General features: G+C 64.0%; 13 protein-coding genes and 1 pseudogene. 8 read left to right on the top strand and 6 right to left on the bottom strand.

What is annotated here, in order from left to right; all coding sequences use genetic code 11:
- Positions 1-130: 130 nt before the first annotated feature.
- From D3272_RS23620 to D3272_RS23615, 3 genes are all read right to left on the bottom strand, one after another.
- Positions 131-646 (bottom strand): hypothetical protein, encoded by a 516-nt coding sequence (locus D3272_RS23620; RefSeq protein ID WP_129221673.1) that lies wholly within the window; start codon positions 644-646, stop codon positions 131-133.
- Positions 647-724: 78 nt separating this feature from the next.
- Positions 725-901: a hypothetical protein gene (locus D3272_RS27520; RefSeq protein ID WP_165361502.1), complete on the bottom strand. Its 177-nt coding sequence runs from the start codon at positions 899-901 to the stop codon at positions 725-727.
- A 183-nt stretch (positions 902-1,084) separates the two neighbouring features.
- Positions 1,085-1,324: a hypothetical protein gene (locus D3272_RS23615; protein WP_129221672.1), complete on the bottom strand. Its 240-nt coding sequence runs from the start codon at positions 1,322-1,324 to the stop codon at positions 1,085-1,087.
- Positions 1,325-1,510: 186 nt separating this feature from the next.
- On the opposite strand from D3272_RS23615, the gene D3272_RS23610 reads away from it, so the two are divergent.
- Positions 1,511-3,520 (top strand): AAA family ATPase, encoded by a 2,010-nt coding sequence (locus D3272_RS23610; RefSeq protein ID WP_129221671.1) that lies wholly within the window; start codon positions 1,511-1,513, stop codon positions 3,518-3,520.
- The gene (locus tag D3272_RS23605; protein WP_207210301.1) at positions 3,517-4,089 is read left to right on the top strand and encodes a metallophosphoesterase family protein; all 573 of its coding nucleotides are present in this window, start codon (positions 3,517-3,519) and stop codon (positions 4,087-4,089) included. The genes D3272_RS23610 and D3272_RS23605 overlap by 4 nt, the downstream gene beginning before the upstream one ends.
- A 37-nt stretch (positions 4,090-4,126) precedes the next feature.
- Here the strand turns inward: D3272_RS23605 and D3272_RS23600 are convergent, their stop codons facing one another.
- Both D3272_RS23600 and D3272_RS23595 read right to left on the bottom strand, forming a co-directional pair.
- A complete protein-coding gene (locus D3272_RS23600) occupies positions 4,127-4,396 on the bottom strand; it encodes a hypothetical protein (RefSeq protein ID WP_129221670.1) in 270 nt (89 codons plus the stop codon).
- A 21-nt stretch (positions 4,397-4,417) separates the two neighbouring features.
- Positions 4,418-4,621: a hypothetical protein gene (locus tag D3272_RS23595; protein WP_129221669.1), complete on the bottom strand. Its 204-nt coding sequence runs from the start codon at positions 4,619-4,621 to the stop codon at positions 4,418-4,420.
- Between the two features lie 408 nt (positions 4,622-5,029).
- Between D3272_RS23595 and D3272_RS23590 the strand changes: the two genes are divergently transcribed.
- From D3272_RS23590 to D3272_RS23565, 6 genes are all read left to right on the top strand, one after another.
- Positions 5,030-6,583, top strand: a complete 1,554-nt coding sequence (locus tag D3272_RS23590; protein ID WP_165361501.1) for an SIR2 family protein — start codon at positions 5,030-5,032, stop codon at positions 6,581-6,583.
- Positions 6,580-7,149 (top strand): hypothetical protein, encoded by a 570-nt coding sequence (locus tag D3272_RS23585; protein ID WP_129221667.1) that lies wholly within the window; start codon positions 6,580-6,582, stop codon positions 7,147-7,149. The genes D3272_RS23590 and D3272_RS23585 overlap by 4 nt, the downstream gene beginning before the upstream one ends.
- Positions 7,146-9,578 carry an AAA family ATPase gene (locus tag D3272_RS23580; RefSeq protein WP_165361500.1) on the top strand — a complete coding sequence of 811 codons (2,433 nt, stop codon included), beginning with the start codon at positions 7,146-7,148 and terminating at the stop codon, positions 9,576-9,578. Before D3272_RS23585 ends, D3272_RS23580 begins: the two co-directional genes overlap by 4 nt.
- A 1,333-nt stretch (positions 9,579-10,911) precedes the next feature.
- The gene (locus D3272_RS23575) at positions 10,912-12,018 is read left to right on the top strand and encodes a hypothetical protein (protein ID WP_129221665.1); all 1,107 of its coding nucleotides are present in this window, start codon (positions 10,912-10,914) and stop codon (positions 12,016-12,018) included.
- A 752-nt stretch (positions 12,019-12,770) separates the two neighbouring features.
- The gene (locus D3272_RS23570; RefSeq protein WP_165361499.1) at positions 12,771-14,768 is read left to right on the top strand and encodes a DEAD/DEAH box helicase; all 1,998 of its coding nucleotides are present in this window, start codon (positions 12,771-12,773) and stop codon (positions 14,766-14,768) included.
- Between the two features lie 769 nt (positions 14,769-15,537).
- Positions 15,538-16,293, top strand: coding sequence for a hypothetical protein (locus tag D3272_RS23565; protein ID WP_129221663.1), 756 nt, complete (start codon positions 15,538-15,540; stop codon positions 16,291-16,293).
- Between the two features lie 1,097 nt (positions 16,294-17,390).
- Here D3272_RS23565 and D3272_RS23560 read toward each other — a convergent pair.
- A pseudogene (locus D3272_RS23560) lies at positions 17,391-17,696 on the bottom strand (zinc-binding dehydrogenase); the annotation flags it as partial.
- Positions 17,697-17,784 lie beyond the last annotated feature (88 nt).

The raw sequence follows: 17,784 nt of genomic DNA, 5'->3' as shown, positions 1-17,784 counted from the left end.
AAGGGCCCGGACCATGGCCGTGGTCTCCGGGCCCCTGAGTGTCGCGCTCTGCCCGCACCTGGCGCCTTGATGGAGCGCCGTGCGGACTGCCGGTGTTACTGAGTGGCCACCGCCGGCTGGGACGAGGGCGTCAACGCTTGGCGAGTTCAGCGAGGAGCAACACGGCGTCGACCGTGTGCCGATCCACAAGACCATTCTCGGCCATTCCGAGCACGCGTTGCAGGTTGGCCACCGCGTTGCGGACTTCGCGGGTGCGATAGAGGTCGGGCTCCCATCGCGCCTTCGCGTCCGGGTCGATCATCTCCAGTGCTTGGTTGAGCACTTGGGTCTTCACCTGGTCCCGCAGCACGATCGCGGTCGCCTCGACGGCGAAACGATTGCCGCTCTCGGTGTTCTCCGCGATGCATCCCGGCGCGAGGTGCAGCGTCCAAGGCGCGGTGAAGTCGGGGCAGGCGGTACGGGTTTCGTGCGCCGCGTGCTCGGCTGCGTGGCGGACGTCTTCGGGGGTGAGAGGAAGTGACCCGCCGCCCTCGTGGGCCTCGCCATTGGCCTCCAGGGCGTCCACGCGATCGGCCAGGGCGTTGAACGCGGCGATGACCATATCGGGCGAGGTACCGGGCAGCATGCGGAGCGATCGTTCGGACATGAATAACTCCTGGCCCCACGATGGGGCACGTTGGATGGTCGATCTGCTACCCGAATAGGGCAAACGATTTGCGCGGCGTCAGTACCGCCAGCACATGCCGCGGGGCGGTACGTGGTCGAGGTCATCCCTGATCCGCTCTTCGCACCCGAGGACGCGGGCGATGTCGAGCAGTTCCTCGTCGGTGCCCCTCTCGCGCCAGTCCAGCAAGGCTGCCGGGGCAGGCTCTTCGCCGAGTCCCTCGCGGTAGCGGAGCATGTCGACGGTCGTCCGGGCGGCGTTGGTGATAGCCGACCACGGCCGAGAGGACCGCGATGTCGCCATTGAGGTCGAGCGGATGGCGAAGGAACGTGGCGAGAACGTCCGCCTGTGCGTCGGCGATCAGGTCGCGCTCGTCCTTCGTGAGGGCGCCGTCCGTCTCAATGGGCTGCACGGTGATGCTCATGCGCGGGCCGCCCTGAGGTCACGCAGCGTGAGCACGGTCGCGTACGCCATCGCCATGGAGAGCGGCAGCAGGACCGGCAGCACGACGGTCACCCATGAGATGTCGAGCGCGCCGTTGAGCCGGCCCTCGGCGAGGACGCCGCTCGTCAGGCCGAGGCAGGCCCAACCCATCGCGAGCGAGATGATGTCGATCTCGGCGTCGTTGTGGTCGCCCGACCTTGCCTCCGAACCGTCCATTGCCCGATCTCCACTCCTGCGTTGGAGTGATGATCCGGCCGGCACTAGCCAGCGACAATGATTTGGTTACAAGTCGACCAATATAAATTTTTGGTTGAGTCGAATTAAGCGTTCGTGTTCGAAGCCCGAAACCGTTCTTGAATCGTTCCATGCCAATCTATCGCTCGACAATCGACGGAGAGCGATATGAGCGCCTGGGTCCCCGCATTGATGGCCGCCACAGAACGCAACGAAAAGTTGCTCAGGCCCTCACTGTGCCTCGCCGCCGTGGCGCTCGACGACGCGGAGATCTCGGTTGAGGAACTGATGGCGGGCGTGACGATCATCACGTCGATGGCGGCTCCCATGCGCGAGGCGATCGAGTCCCTGATCCTGGCCGTCCTCGACTCCGGTCGCCGCATCCCCTCGGGGTGGCCCGACGTGCCCGTCGAGGAGGCGGTCGTCATCGTCCGCGAGTGCAAGCGGCACGCGGGCTGGCGGCAGGATGCGTCGGACACGGGCCGTCCGGCGGTCGTCATTGTCGGCGAGATCTCCGACGTGCACCCCGCGCAGGCCGCCGTGACCGCCGATCGATATGTCCCGCTGCTGGACCGCTACCACCCCGAAGGACTGGAAGCGGCGATCCGCATGGTCACGGGCGAGCACGTCGAGCTTGAGGACCATTGGCCTCCGGTGTGTTTCTCGGATGCGGTTGCCTGCATCGCCAAGGGCAGCACCGCGATCACCTGCGCCAGCCGATTATACAAGCTCGTTTCGAAGGCCCGCGACGACGAGCGCGAGTCCGTCGAGGACGAGATGCGTCGCCTCGACGAGCCCGCGCCCCTGGGTCGGGCCGCGAGTGGCGTGGTCAAGCGCCTGTCGGAGATGACCGGCTTCGGCGCGGCCGGGGAATGGGGGAAGCAAGCCGCCGTCGACGTGCGGGCCTATGCGGCCGGGCAGTTGGCGTGGAGCGAGGTTGACAGGGGCATCCTCATTTCCGGCCCGCCCGGCTCGGGCAAGACCACGTTCGCCCGCGCCTTCGCGATGGAGGCCGGCGTCGATCTGGTCACGACGACATACACGGAGTGGTCGTCGGCGGGTGGCAGCATCGGCGACAGCATGTCCAAGGGCCTGACCAAATTCTTCGACACGTGGCGCAAGAAAGCGAAGGAAGGCCCGTTCGTCCTGTTTGTCGACGAGATCGACACAATGGGCGTGAGAGGTTTGAACGCGCAGAATGACTCTTGGTATGGCAGCATCATCAATGCCTGGCTCGCTTTCCTCGACGGGGCCGTACCGCGCAACGGCATCATCGTCGTCGCGGCGACGAACCACCCGGATCGGATCGACCCGGCCCTGTTGCGGCCTGGCCGTCTCGATCGTCACGTCGTGCTGCCTTACCCGGACGCTGCGGCGATGGTCGGCATCGTCAGGCATCATCTCGGGCCCGATGCGGTGATCGACGACGGGGAGTTGGCCCGCGCGGCGAGAGTTTGCCGGGGGATGTCTCCGGCCGAGGTCGAGCAGGCCTCGCGTGATGCCAGGAGATTGGCGCGGCGTACCTACGCGAGGCGCGTCACTCCAGGTGATCTGGTGAGCGTTTTAACGGCTCGGCGCATCGAGAGATTGCAAAGGCCGGGTATGGCGGAGGTCGATAGGCGAGTTGCGATCCACGAGGCCGGTCACGCGGTGGCTCTCCTGCAGACCGACCCGCACACGCTCGTCCATCTCGACGTCGACGAAGGCGAAATGTGCACGCGCTCGTTTCCCTTGTCGACGCGCGATGGCGTCGAGAGGCAACTGACGGTCTTGCTCGCGGCGATGGCGGCCGAGGTCATGCTGCTCGGCGATCACGGATCCACTGTGCAGATCGACCTGCACCAGGCCACGAACCTCGCCGCCTCGGCCCAGGCGATGTGGGGCATGGGCGAGACTCTGAGGGCGCATACCGTAGCCAACGCCCTGAGCGACCCGGGGATCGAGGCGGCGGTGGAGGCGATACTCAGAGCTGCCCATGCCAGGGCGACGGCGCTCGTCGCGGAGAGCAGGGAGGCGGTGGTGCGGCTGGCCGGCGTCCTCCAGGAGCAGCGCTTCCTCGATGCGGCGGAGGTGCGTGCGGTTGTGGACGGCCCGCGACCGGCGCCCGAGCGGACGGCGGCCGGAAACACCACGACCCGCGCAGGCCGCCGTGGCCGTTATCAGGATCTGACACCGTGACGATCTACCTGACGAGCGACACCCATTTCGGACATGCTGGCGTACTTGCGATGTGCGACCGGCCCTTCGCCGACGTGGCCGCGATGGACGAGGGCCTGATCTCGATCTGGAACTCGGTCGTCGGCCGCAAAGACACGGTGTGGCACCTGGGCGATTTCGCGCTCGGCCCGAAAGGGACGGCCGAGCGGGTGTTCCGCCGCTTGAACGGGTCGAAGCACCTGATCGTCGGCAACCACGATGGCGATGACGTGAAGAGGTGCGCTTGGGCCAGCGTGCACGACATGGCGTCTCAGCGCGTGGATGGGGTTAAACTCGTCCTGTGCCACTACCCTATGCTGTCTTGGCCAGGGTCGTCGTACAACGGGCAGCACCATGTCTCGGGCCAACCTGCAACGGTGACGAGTATTATGTGCCATGGCCACGTCCACGGGACGCCGAGCAATTCCAGGCTACCGCACCAGGATGCATTCCGGATCGATGTCGGCGTCGACATGCAATCCATGGCGCCGGTGGCCGCCGAAGCCGTGGTCGCTGGGGTGCGGGCGACGATGCGCGCTGGGTCACTGTAGGCGGAGTAAAGGAAAGCTACGTCCGCTTAGCTTTTATTCACCGCCCTCGCGCCCGGCTCGCCTCCAGGTCCTCGATGTGCCGCTGCATGCTCTGAATCTGGTCCTTGGGCGAGTAGATGCCCTCCATCCGGCCCCTGAGATCGTCGACCTGGCGCTGGATCTCGGTGTGCCTGGAGCGCTGGTCGGCCCAGTGGGCGTCGTGCTCGCCCCGGGGCACGATGGCGCCCTGCAAGCGATCGACGTCGGCCTCGACCCGGGTGAAGCGGCCCTCGGAGATGCGCTGAGCGTCGTCACGGCGGAGCCCCACGTTGCCGATGATGTCTGCTATTCAGGACGTCGCGCGTCGCCGCGAGATGGGCGTGGCAAGCCCTCGCGGTTTGGACAGGTCGGCGATCCCGTGCGCCGCGTCGGTGTGCGCCTTGCGCAGGTCCGGGACCACGAAGTCGAGCACGGCACACTGCTCACTCTCCCTGCCGTGTCTGCGGAGAGTTGCCCCGATGTGCAAATCGGCGGTGTGGAGGATGCGGATCACGCTCTCGCTCCTAGACCATTCGCCGGATCGATTAAGATGGGATCATCGGCCTACATCGACCAGTGGCGCGGACTTGGCTCGCGTGGACCTTGCGCCCGCATGGCAGATCGCGGCGTGCGTGCCGCAGCTTTCGAGCCACCGGGTACATCGATAGTTTGGATACGAGGGCTGGCCTGACCCGCACAACCTTCGATATAATGGCGTATCCATAGCCAAGCCGTCGCTGGTTTTCCAGGGCGGCCTCACCCGACCGTCATGCCTCCGACAGCAGCAACGATCACCATTCCCGAGATGCTTACCCTTCTGGACGGCCCGCATGTGGGCTTGGCTGAAGCCGTGGCGCATGACCACTACGCCTTGTGGTTGGGATCAGGGATCTCTTTGAATCGCTTGCCCGGCCTGAGGGCGGTGACGAAGAAGGTCATCGGGTTCCTCCAGTCCCGGGTCGAGCTGGGCAACCCGGCCTGCCGGTTCAGGGATGCGCTGGGCCGGGTCCTGGCAGTCGCCGGGCCGACCAAGGACGAGCTTGCCCGCTGCGACCTCGATGCTGACCCAGCCACCTGGCCCGACCTCGACGTCATCGCCGGAAGGCTAGTCAACCAGTATGCGCAGATGCTGAACGTCGAGGTCGACGGCGAGCCCCAGGACTACCTGCTCTGGGAAGCCGTCGACGTGCCCAACACCTATGCGGATCCCGGCAAGGAACCGGATGTCGAGCATCTCTGCGTCGCGACCCTGATCGTGGAGGGCGTGGCGTCCGAGGTCGTCAGCGCGAACTGGGATGGGCTCGTGGAGAAGGCGCTGGCCGAACTCGTCGGGGCCGCCCTGGTCATGCGGACGCACGCCGACTCCATGGACCTTCGGCAGACGCCGCTTCGGGCGAACCTCTACAAGTTTCATGGCTGCGCGGTGAAGGCCAAGGCTGACCCGGCCCGTTACAGGGAAGCATTAATCGGCAGGCAGCCGCAGGTCACCGCGTTCCCCCACCCGGCGGCCCCGATGCGAAACTGCCTCGTCGGACTGGCGACGACCCGCCACACTCTAATGCTTGGGCTCTCGGCGCAGGACGCCGACATTCAGGACCTGTTCGTGGCGGGGGCCAAGGACATGGCCTGGGGATGGCCGTGCGACCCGCCGGCGTACGCCTTCTCCGAGCAGGCCCTCGGACTGAACCAGGAAGCGCTCCTTCAAAACGTCTACGGGGCTGCATATAAACCTTACACCAGGGCGGCCATTAAGGAGCAGGCACTCGTCCGCGCATACGCGTCCCGCCTCCTGCCGGCGCTCCTCCTCCACGTGCTCACGACGAAGGCGCGCTTCTTGGCCGACTTGGCTGAGGCGCGGCTGCCTGGGCCGGAAGGGGCCCGGATCGCCGCGGGCTTGGCAAGGCTCAGGGATGAGATCGCGTCATCCAACGCGTGGGATGACGGGTCGACGAAATCCTTCCTCCGAAGGGTCGGGTACGTCATGTCCTTGCTGCACATGGGAAGAGGACGCCGCCCAAGCGAAGGGATTTACAAGCCCATCACCAGCACGCCGGTCCAGCAGTTCATGGATGACGCCGACGTTCGGGCGTCGGGGCTGCCGGAGGCGTCAGTCGGCGCCGGGCTTCTCGGGATGGGGTTGGAGGCCGGCGATTGGAGCATAACATCGGACGACCCGGTCCTACCAAAGGCCGCCGCAGCCGTCCTGAAAAGCGGCACCGGTTCCGCGCGGATCTACTTTTCGGCGACCGCGGAGTCCGCGATCCAGTTGCGCGCCTTAGGAATCGTGGAGGACAAAGACGATGCCATCATCGTCCACAGCTCGGCCCTCCCACCGACCTCGGTGCGGTCGCCGAGTGGCTCTTTTGGCCGGCGAGGGAAGACATGGGTGCGCGAGGTGAGCATCGGCGCCTTGCTTGCGTCCAACCGGGATGCTGACATGCTCATGGTCAGGTTTCGGGAGGAGACCGCATTATGATGGCGACGACACCTGCCGAACAAGTGGTCAGGCTTCTTGCGGAAGCAGGATATCGCCCCCAGAAAATGCCTATAAAAGTCGGAGGGATCGACTTCGACTTCACGGCGGCCCTACTCGGCGGCAATCACTCGACCGATTTGGTCTTGGTCGTGGAAATGGGGACCGGCCTCGACAAAAGAGCAAGGCAGAAGGTTGAAGGGGTCGCTAGGGCGCTGGACGTCATGGGCTCCCGCCGGCCCTTGACCACGGTCGTGGTCGGAAGCCGTCCTAGTGCCGAGGACCTGTCGGGGATGGCCCGGGTTTGCCGCGTCCTACCCGTGGAACACTTATTGGACGAGGCGGACCTACGCAACCGCTTGGCCGTTCTCCTGCCCCTCCGGTTGCCCGACCCCGCGGCAGATGACGTCCTGGCCGGCGGCGACGCCGTCCCGGAGACGCACGATGAGATGTCTGCCGCCCTGGTTGCCGCGTCGCTGCGAGGGGAGGCTGCGGTCGCGAGGCTGCTCCACTCGCTCGTCGCGGAACCGTTCGCGGAAGCTTGGCACGACCGGGGCGGCTCCTCGTGACGTCCGCCATCGAACACCTGACGGTCGAGGACTTCCGCAGCATTCGCGGTCACGTCTCACTTTCCCTCGACGCACCGGTAGTCTTGATCCATGGCCAGAACGGGACCGGCAAGACGAGCCTCATGGCGGCCATCGAACTCGCGTTGACGGGGGACGTGCCGTCCATGAGTCGGGTGGAGCCGGATTATTTGAAGTACCTGCCGCACCAGGCCGTTGGCACGGGTTCGGTGCGTTTGCGGACCCGGATGGCGGGCGGGATCGGCGAGACGTCGCTGAAGGTCACGTCCGCCGGCGTGGAAGGTGCCCCTGCGCTCGGCGGCCGGCTTGCCAGGTTCTATGGCGAACGCTGTTACCTGTCCCAGGCCACGCTGGGTCGGTTGCTGGAGATTTACGAGGCGCCCGATGGCAAGTCGGGCCCCTCGGCCCTGCAGCGGTTCGTCAAGGACCTTCTCGGCCTCGACCGCCTCGATGCCCTTACGGACGGCCTGCGGACTGCGGGGAACGTCCTCCGTCTTCGCGAACCGGTGCCCCAGTATGCTGCGGCCAAGGACGAAATTCCCAGGCTACGTGACAGGCTGCGCGCGGACCGGGCCGGGGTCGCCGCGTCGGAAGCGGACCTGGAACTCGCGAAGGAACAACTGCGCCTGTTCATCGCCGGGATCGACGAGGGTTTGACGATCTTGCTCGACGATCGCGAACGCCTCGCTCAGCGCCTGAAGGAGCAATCCGAGGAGCCGTCGCTGTTGCAGCAGGCGAGGTTGCGTCGGCGGATAGCAGTCGCGATGGAGGAGTGGGGCGTTCTGTCGGGTGCCGATGCCATGATTGCGTTGACCGTCGTGCAGGCGGAACACCGTGCCAACGACTCGGCCTTAAGAGCTTGGCGCGACGGGGTCGGTGGCGAACTCGAAAATGTGCTCGGCCACATCGGGAGAGCCCTTGGCATCGCCGAAAACCCGGCCGATGTCACCTACCAGCACGCATGTCGGGTCGCGTCGGCTCGCGTGGATGCAGAAGTTGCTCGATGCACCGAGGTTCTAAACGGACACGACATCGATCATACGCGGTTGGAGCAGATCGCCTCGGACATCCGCAGCGGCCAGGCCAGGCTCGCCTTGCTCGACCGATCCGTCGGGGAGAGCGTGGGAGTAGCCCAGCAACTCGCCCGCGCTCTGACTCAGGTCGTGCCCCATGTGCATGAAGACGACTGCCCGGTTTGTGGCCGGAACTTTCGAGAGGTCTCGTCCGTGCCGTTGGCTGCGCACCTGTCCAGACGTATCGCGGCCTTGACACAGGAGGCTGGGCGACTTGAGGCCGTGGCGAAGGATCGTTCGACGACGGCGAGCGCGCTCCTGCAAGCCGAACGGGAGCGTGATGCGGTCTCAGGTCGACTTGTGGAGGACGGCGTCAGGGACGCCTTGAAGGAGCGTAGGGCGACGCTGTCGGAAGCCAGGCTGGCGCTCGAGTCACGGATGGTCGAGGCGGCGGAGGGTGACAGGCTTCGCTCGAAGGCGCAGGCGTCCGAGAAGCGCCTCGCCGAGTTTGCCGGACGCGACAATGCCGTCTCGACGTTGCGGGAGATCGCGTCCGATCTCGCGGTCCAAGCGGGCGAGGCGCCGCTGGGCACGGACGACGCCATCGGCGACGCGCTGTCCCAACTTGCATCAACCGTGGCTCAGCGTGAGGCCTCGCTCGCCGAACGACAGGAGAGCCGCCGCAAGGCTACGCTCGCGCTCGTCTCGCTTCGGGCGATCGATGCGAAGCTCAAGTCGGCAAGGGAAGCCCTTGAGACCCAGCAACGAGCCTTTGACCGGCTTGAGAAGGCAAAGGACGAGGCCGACCGCCGTATCGAGTTGGCCAAGGGCCTGATCAGGACGGTCAACGAGAGCCGCTCGCGTATCGTGCGAAAGGTCTTCGACGAACGGCTGAACGCGGTCTGGCGGGAACTCTTCATCCGCCTGGCACCAGAAGAGCCCTTCGTCCCCGCCTTCGCGATGCCCAGCAGGATCGGCACAGTCATGGAAGCCAAGCTGGAGACCATCTATCGCCAGGGTAGGAAGGGCGGAAATCCCAAGGCGATGCTGAGCGCGGGCAATCTCAACACCGCGGCCCTTACGCTGTTCCTGGCGCTCAATCTATCTGTTGAGCCGGATCTTCCCTGGTTGCTGATCGACGACCCAGTGCAGAACATGGATGATGTACATATCTCGCAATTCGCTGCGCTGCTCAGGACATTGAAGCGACAACACGGACGGCGCGTTGTTCTCGCCGTGCATGATCGAGCCCTGTTTGAATACCTCGCCCTTGAACTCAGCCCCACCTTTGTCGGTGACCGTCTTATTAAAGTGGAGTTGGGTCGCTCCATGCATGGCGAGACGACATGCTCGTGGGAGCCCGTCATCTACGAGGAGGACAACGCCATCGCGGCGTGACATCCGGGTGAGTTTGCGGCGCGCGTTCCCTGCTAGTGGACGATCACCATGATCAGACTCGGCCGTAGGCCATGTCGGCTTCGAAGTCTCCGGGTCTGCGCATCGACGCTGCGCCTCGTAGACGAGCGGACCAGTACCTTCCGACTGGCGCGGCCTGAAGGGCACGAACGAGGCCCAACTGCCCGAACCACGGGAGCGAGAGTCATGCCTCACGATTTAACACAAACTTTCACATGCTAGCGCGAGAAGCTTAGGCCAATTACCCCCGGAATTAAGCAAAGATCGTTGAGGCCATTCAGGAGCTAACTTCACCTCCAGCGTGGATGGAGGTGAGCCACTTTGTTCGAACCGACCCGAACCAAGGCAAGGAGTTTCCGGGATGGCCCTTTCCCGCGTCGTCGCGCATCGGCCTTGTTATCAATCGGTTGTGGCCGCTATCACCGCTCACCCGGTGCAGGTAAATCGCGGCAACTGCCTCGCCGGGCAATGGGCCGCTATAAACCGGCGAGCCTTCCGTCCTCCCCCTCGCTTACAAAATCCCACAGCCCGTCGGAGGGTACGAAGGCACTTACCTCCCGCAATGATCATAAAACTCCAAGGTTATTCCGAAGGTATTTCGACGCGGCATGAGGGATACGATGAGAGAGTTTGTTCAGACAACTCGGATCGGCCGCTTTCTACCTGTTTATGCAACTTATGGATGGTCCGCATTCCGCCTCGCTTTTGAGCGCGGAGTCGCACCTGCGTCCGTTGCGTCGCACCTACGTGCCGGGCAGGATCGTTCCTCACGTGGGTCACATCCAGGAGAGTGTATCTCGCGACGACCTCGACGAGACCTGCAATTCGCGGGATGATGCGCGACCGAAGCCGTTTTCGTCCATTCATCCCAGAGTGTCGACCGTTGGATCATGTACGTCCCTTTCCCTCCCTCCCGCCTTTACGGGGCCGGTTGCGTCGGCCGCACCGTCGTCCTTATCCCGGCAGCACGCAAATCTCCGCCCACGACGCACTGCCCCCTTCACCCAGGGACGGCGAAACGGCACGACAATTCCTGATGTCATTCCCGCTAGACAGCGAGTCCATCGAGCCTGGCGCCGTAGCCACCGGCTTCGCGGGTTGGGATGCGGACAAGATCCTGTCACTGGCTAGGGCAGTTGAACGTCGGATAATAATCAATCGAAAGGCAACTTTCAGGTTCGGTATACCCCGAATTCGAGGCGTTCTTTTTCACCCTACTGACGATACGCATGACAATGATTCGATAGAGGTTCCCTTCCCCGGGTGGCTTCTGCGGAGTCTCATTTTAAGGGGCGGCGCCAATACAAGAGACCTTGTGCTATTCTTCAAGCTCGCGGCGATTTGCAATGAGTTTATGTCCGATCAGGAGATCGCCGGTTCCACATGGCAATCGGACGCTGACGCACCGAGTCATCTGACATGGAAAGTGCCGTTCAAGCCGCTGATACACAAACTCTTCCATGGTAACCGTCAGAGGTTGAACGCATCTTTGACGCGCCTGATTTCAACAAGCATCACAGCGACCCAGGACGTGATCTGTCCGCAAAAGAAAATTAAGTCCGCTACGCCACTCATCCTTAAAGCTGGGCTAGAAGCGGGCGAACTGGAATTCAGCCTGTCACGTCCTTTGTACCAAGCGATATTGGGTGAGGACAAATATTCGCACATCAATCTCAAGACGTTATTATCTATGAAATCGATGTACGGGTTGCGATTTTATTTAATGACCATGGGGTACTGTGCCGAAGGTACTTGGGGTCGAGTCGGGGGGCGTTTATGGATTGTGATGCCAAGATTTTATTTCAGGTCAATAATCGCGCCGAATTATACCAAGCGCGATGGCGAATTCAACCGAGATGTTGTCTCCCAAATCGATCTCGATCTCTCTAGGCCGGAGAGGGTAACGAAAGAGCAGGAAGACCTTAACCCTGATGACTATGGTGGCAACGATCGCCTATATGTCGATTTTCTCTGGACTTTGAACGAACAGAGTTCAAATGAATATCAGAAGATACGACCCGGTGACGTCTTAATTAAGACGAGAGTCACGAAGGCAGCTGGATTACATCGGCCGCAAAAATCGGCCGCTGCGCCTACAGCCGAAGCGCCTCCCACTCGCGTCCCGATCGTTGATATACACGTCGTCAAGTGGAAACGAAACGCAAACCGCGCTGAGGGCAAAATGCAGGCCCGTATATTGAGGGGCGAGCCCTTTGTTCTTCCATTTTTTGGAGTAACTAAGCCGATACTAGAAGCTAAAGACAAGCCGCTCGAAGGATATTTCATCGAGGAATTTTATAATCAGGATATTGACCTGAATGACGAGACGTACCTCGAGGGTGAGTGCGGAGATGAAGAACAAACGAATGAAATCGATAACCAGCGCGAGGAATTCATTGCTGTGGGGACTTCCATCGACTAACCCGCTTTGGGTGTCCGGCGTGATCTTGCGACGCGTAACCCAGCTTTCCGGGAAACTCGCGAGAAGCACGGCAGCGCTTCTGGACCGCCCACGTTAATAGTTTTGTGATCACCATTCGCGGTGATAACTATCAACTCCGCTGGAAACAGCGTAGCAAAATACTCTCAAAAAGTGCTTAGCTTTAACCTTTATCTGCCTAACCTGAGGGATATACACGAAGGTCAGTTCCTTGTTTCCTCAAAATTCAGTTTTGGATGGCGCTTGACACCGCTCGACGCCGAGCCTCACAGGACCTCGTCCTGACCGGGGCCATCCAGCCCTTAAACAGGCCGATGCCAAGGCTGTTTCAATATGTCATCTGCTCAGGCATGCCTGTACGACGCTCGACAGAGGCACGGCAGCCGGGATCACGAGCACGCGGCGCTGTCCCGCAGACGGTCTCACGTTTCTGGATTTTACACACGTTAACGTTGGGCCCTGGTCCGCAGCGCTACCGTTTCGTAGGGTTTGCGGATGGATGCTGCGGCAGAGAAGGGTCGGGTGCCGGAGAGCATGGGACGAATAGATCGCCTGATCGGTCAGGAAGCGCAGTGCGGCGGTTACGGTCCCGCGCCGAGCCTCAAGGCGACGACGTCCGCGTCGCCCGCTTGGCACCGCCCGGAGCGGTGCCAAGCGGGTCGCGGGACGGGGCCAGCCGATTGAGCCCCGCGGCGGAGTGGCTTGAGCGTTCGCTGACCCGCGCGCGGTCGGCGATGGCGGCGGCGACCGCGGTCGGGGACAGGCTGGCGCTCCTGAGGGAGATCGCGAGGCTCTCGGGCGGGCGGAGCGACCTCGCCGTCGAGGGCCTCGCGCTGCGGCCCCCCGAGTTCGCGGCGCTGCGCCGCTTTCATCTGGCGCAGGCCGACGGCGGCCGCGCGGTGCGCCTCGTCGAGGAGGGCCTCGCCGACGTCGCCCCCGGCCTCGCGACGGCCCTTCGCGTCGACCCCACCGTCCGCACCACCTTCTCGGACGCGCTCGCCGACGCGGCCCTGAGAAGGGCCTCGGGACACGCCTCCTACCGGAGCGAGACGCAACGGGCGGCCGTCGGGGCCCTCCTGACGATGCCTGGAGGCGCCTCGATGCTGGTGAGCATGCCCACCGGCACGGGCAAGAGCCTCCTGTTCCAGTTGGGGCCGACCTGGTGGCGGCTGACCGACCCCGGCGCGTGCGCCATCGTGATCACGCCGACCATCGCCCTGGCCGAGGACCACGCGCGGACCCTCGGCGGGATCCCCGGACTCGAGGGCAGCCGCTGCCTCACGGGCGACATGGGCCCGGCCGCGCGGACGCAGGTCGTGGACGCCTTCCGGCGGGGCGAGGTGCCCGTCCTGCTGCTCTCGCCCGAGACGGCGTTCGGCGCCGCGCGCGACGCGTTGATCGAGGCCTCGTCGCCGGCCGCGGACAAGTTCGGCCTCGCGGGCCGCCTGGTCGCCGTCTACGTCGACGAGGCCCATGTCGTCGAGAGTTGGGGCCGCTCGTTCCGACCCGACTTCCAGCGTCTCCCGGGGCTCGTCGAGGCCCTCCGCGCCCGCAACCCCGAAATCCGGACGGTGCTCCTGTCTGCGACGCTGGGCGACGGTGCCCGCAGAACGCTGCGTCAGGCCTACGGGCACGGCGAGTGGCGCGAGATCCACGCCCGCGTCCCCCGGTACGACTTCGACCTGGTCGTGGCGCCGTTCGACGCCGCCGAGGCCCGCGACGCGGCCCTCCTGGCGACGATCGACCTCGTGCCCCGGCCGGCGATCGTCTACACGACCCGCGTGACGCACGCGGAGGCGCTGCACGATCGCCTCCGGGACGAGCGGGGCTACGAGCGGATGGCCCTGTTCACGGGCGAACTCGCCGATCCCGCGGCGCGGCGTCGGATCATCGAGGACTGGGCGGCGGACCGCCTGGACCTCGTGGTCGCCACCTCGGCCTTCGGCCTCGGCATCGACAAGGCGGGGGTGCGGAGCGTGGTCCACGCGTGCTTGCCGGAGTCTCCCGCGCGCTGGTACCAGGAGGTCGGGCGCGCGTCGCGCGACGGTCACCAGGGCGTGTCGGTGACGCTGTGGACGCGCACGGTGGCCGGGGTCGACGGCAGCGACGAGGAGGACGCCTCCCGCATGGCGAGGTCGTCCTGGCTCACGCGTGACCTGGCAGAGGCCCGGTGGCAGGCGCTGGCCGCGGCCGCGACGGCGTCGTGGGACCGCGACCGCCGCCGCCTGCGACTTCCGCTCGACGCCGCGAGGGAGGGCCTCGGCAGGCGCACGGGCGAGAAGAACCGGCGCTGGAACCGGAGCCTGCTTGCTCTAATGCAACGCGCCGGGGCGCTGAGGGTCGACTCCGTCGGCGAGCGCGAGGCCGGCCCACCCTCCTGGGACCTCGTGCTGCTCGACGACGCCCTGCTCGGGCAGGGCTCGGAACTCGCCGCGGCGTGGGATCGGATCTTCGCCGTGCGGTCGAGGGAGGTCGCCGAGGCCGCGCGTGAGTTCGGATCCTTCCTCGCCCTCATGGCGGGGCGGCGTCGCGAGTGTCTGATGACGGGCGTCTTCGGGACGATCGAGCCCGGGGCCGACCCGCCGCGCTGCGGGCGGTGCCCCGAGTGCCGCAGCCTCGACGTCCGGCCTCCGGCGCGTCTGGAGCCGGCCGGCCTTGAGCGTGGCTGGCCGCAGGTTGTAAATAAGCGCCGAACTTTGACCCCTCTCAGTTCCACGTTCAACCTTCTGTAAAAGTTCGTAGATTCGCCTTTTAGGATGGGGTCACGATCGGCGCCGATCGTGACCCCATCCCAACATGGTTTTCTTGTGCCATTACAGCGGCTTGGCGCGGGTAAGGAGTGGGGTCAAAGTTCGGCGCTGATACACACCGGAGACCTCGACGCCGTGATGCCACGCCAGAAGCGCGAGGTCATCTTCGCCCAGGGCGAGCTCACGAGCGCCTTCGATGCGCGAGATGGGGGACGCCGACGGTCCTGACGTCGCGTGCACTGGCCAACGACATCCTCGCGCGGAGGGGCGACGATGTCCCGACCGAAGGCTCCTGACGGAGGTGACCAGGAGGGTCTCCAAGTCTCTCCGACACCAGAGAGAGAGTAGCCGCGGAACGACGAAGGGGCGGTCGTCTGTCCGGCGGCTATCGACAGCGGCACCTAAATGCCGTTGTCGATCCGCCTGGCATCCTTGCGCCTGGCCATCTCCAGCGGGTGGTTGGCGAGGTAGGGCCCGGCGACGTCATGGTGCATGCCGATCTCGGCGCGGCGGAGGATCGGGCGCGACGCGGCCGGGGCTCAGCCGATGGCGCCTCTTCGCACGGTGCCGGCGACGGCCGGCATCGGGTCGGGAGGACGCGAATGGGATCGGCCTCATCGGAAGGCGGCGTCGTCATGCGGCGCCCAGTTCGACCGCACGACGAACCATAATCTCTACCAAGTGTGGCGTGGACGCCACAGCGGACCTACAGACATCGTCCTATACTCGCCTTTTTTATTGAGTCGCTGCCATGAAGCCAGCACTGTTTTTCGCCTTGACCCTGTCTCTGTCGATCTCCGCGTGCGCGCTGGATCCTTACAGGATCCCCGATCCGAGTAACATTCCTCTATACGGACAACATCCAAGGTATCCTGATTACGTCAAGTCTCTTCGGTGCGAGATCACGACATTCATCGTAGAGAATAAGCTGAGGGGCCTCATAACAGAGGAGGCTTCGCGTAATCTGAAGTCGGAGTTTCTCGATAGCCCTAATTCCTATCACAGGCACGTGGACATCATTCGCAGCAACGCGAATATCGCCCTAGATTCGAAGCAGCTATCATATGTCTTCATGGATACCAAGAATATTATCGTAAACAATGCCAGCTTCGGGCTCGACTGGAAGAAGCCTTCGTCCGATCCGAAGGGAACGACATTGGGGCAACTGCTCCGCTCCGGAGATCTGCGGGATGCTCACTTCGGCCCGTCGTACGTCGACACCTTGACGGCCGAGTTCGGCACGCCGATCGGCGTCGCGCAGTACAGTGATCTCGGGCCGAAAGAGAGTTTGATCAATAGGAATGACCCTGACGTTCCGAGAGCGGTAAGGTATTCTACCGTATATAATCAGATACCTGAGGAAGACGCTGGATTTTACTGCTACAAGTCCCTCTATCCGCTCGAGACGAGCGTGACGAAGGAGGACGCGGCCAAGGACGTACAGGATCTGCTGCTCAACTCGAACAGGCTCGCGAAGTTCGTCAACTTCGATAGGATATACATCTAGAACAGCACCCTCGCAGAGTGGTTCCAAATCAAGGCTGCAGATTGGGTTAGCAAGACCCATACCATATTCGAACCGTCCAATGTCGTCGTACTAGGTGAGTTCTTCCCGCAATTCACCTTAGACGCCAAGCTCGGGGTTGATTTGAAGTACACACTCCTAGCCTCGGCGAGCGGATACGTTCCCGAACTCAATACGTCCCTGGACCACATCACCAATGTGCAACTGGTGTTTAACACGCCGAACGCGTTGATGGTCAACGGTGCCAAGACAGGGAATTCGAAGATCAGCACCAAGACGCCCATCGACCTGCCTTCGTACAAGTAGGCCTTAGACCCTTTACAAAGTCGAACGAACCGCTACCTATCGTGTTCTGGAGGGTACTGCGATGCGCTCACTCTGCACGACGGCATTCCTTGCGCTGCTCGTAGGCATGGCAGCGGCGCAAGAAGGGTCGATCGAGCCTGGACAGACCGTCAAGGCTGGTCAGGCGTTGGTCGGTCATTCGGTGACACGGCTTCCCCGCAACACCCCGTCCACTGCGATTCAGCCTGGGGACAGGAACACGTTGAACTTCTCCAACGGCTCTGCGCATCCCCAGTTCACCGCCCCTGCTGCGATAGCTGTCTCTCCCGCGGTTCAGTAGCGCGCGGAAGCGACGGCTCGGGTGAGCCGGCGCGACCGGGAGGGGCTCAGCCTCTCGCGAACGCCAGGTGATCGGCGTTGACGTCGTTCTTGTGCGTCGAACAGAGGCCGTGCGGCGCCCCGGGATAGATCCTCCACGCCGAGGGACTTCTTGCCCGGAGCGCAGCTGTCGAGGACGACGATCGCGATCGCGGGGCCAAGCGCCCCCTGGCGGCCCGTGACCCGATCGGCGTTCGCCACTGATGATGAGCGCCACCCTATCGGCCGAGATCCGCTTCTTCGGCATGCTGGGCCGTTGCTCGTCCGGAAACCGTCGTTGGGCATGACACTCGCCCGGGTCACCGTGACGGCGGAATGGCGCCGCCACCCGCTACCGCCCGGGAGCGCCGGCACGGCGAGCGGAGGCTCGCCGTGCCAGGGACCGATCGCTCAGGGCCGGCCTAGCATCCGGCCGTTCAGAACCAGGGATCGAGCACCAGTTTCCCGAGGGCCTCGCGCGCCTGCATCATTCGGTGCGCCTCGCCGACCCTCTCGAGCGGCAGGCGGAGCGCGACCGGGTCGGGGATCCTCCCCGACGTGATCAGATCGACCAGCGCTCGGAAGGCTTCCATCGACTGCTTGGGACGGGTCTGGAACCAATGGGAGACGTAGTAGCCGGTGACGGTCTGGTTCCTGCCGAGCAAGGACCGTGGCGAGAACGAGGTCTCGCCACCTCCGGTGCCGTACACCACGACGCGGCCGAACGGCGCCAGGGCGGCGAGGCTCTGCTCGAGTAATTACCCACGGGGTGGCGTGAGGTGACCGGAGTCGGGTAGATAGCGCCTTTGTGCAACGATGGCTTGCGCCGGT

Origin of the sequence: Lichenibacterium ramalinae (assembly GCF_004137085.1) — a bacterium.
GTDB lineage: Bacteria > Pseudomonadota > Alphaproteobacteria > Rhizobiales > Beijerinckiaceae > Lichenihabitans > Lichenihabitans ramalinae.
This window is presented reverse-complemented; position numbering and strand designations above follow the sequence as displayed.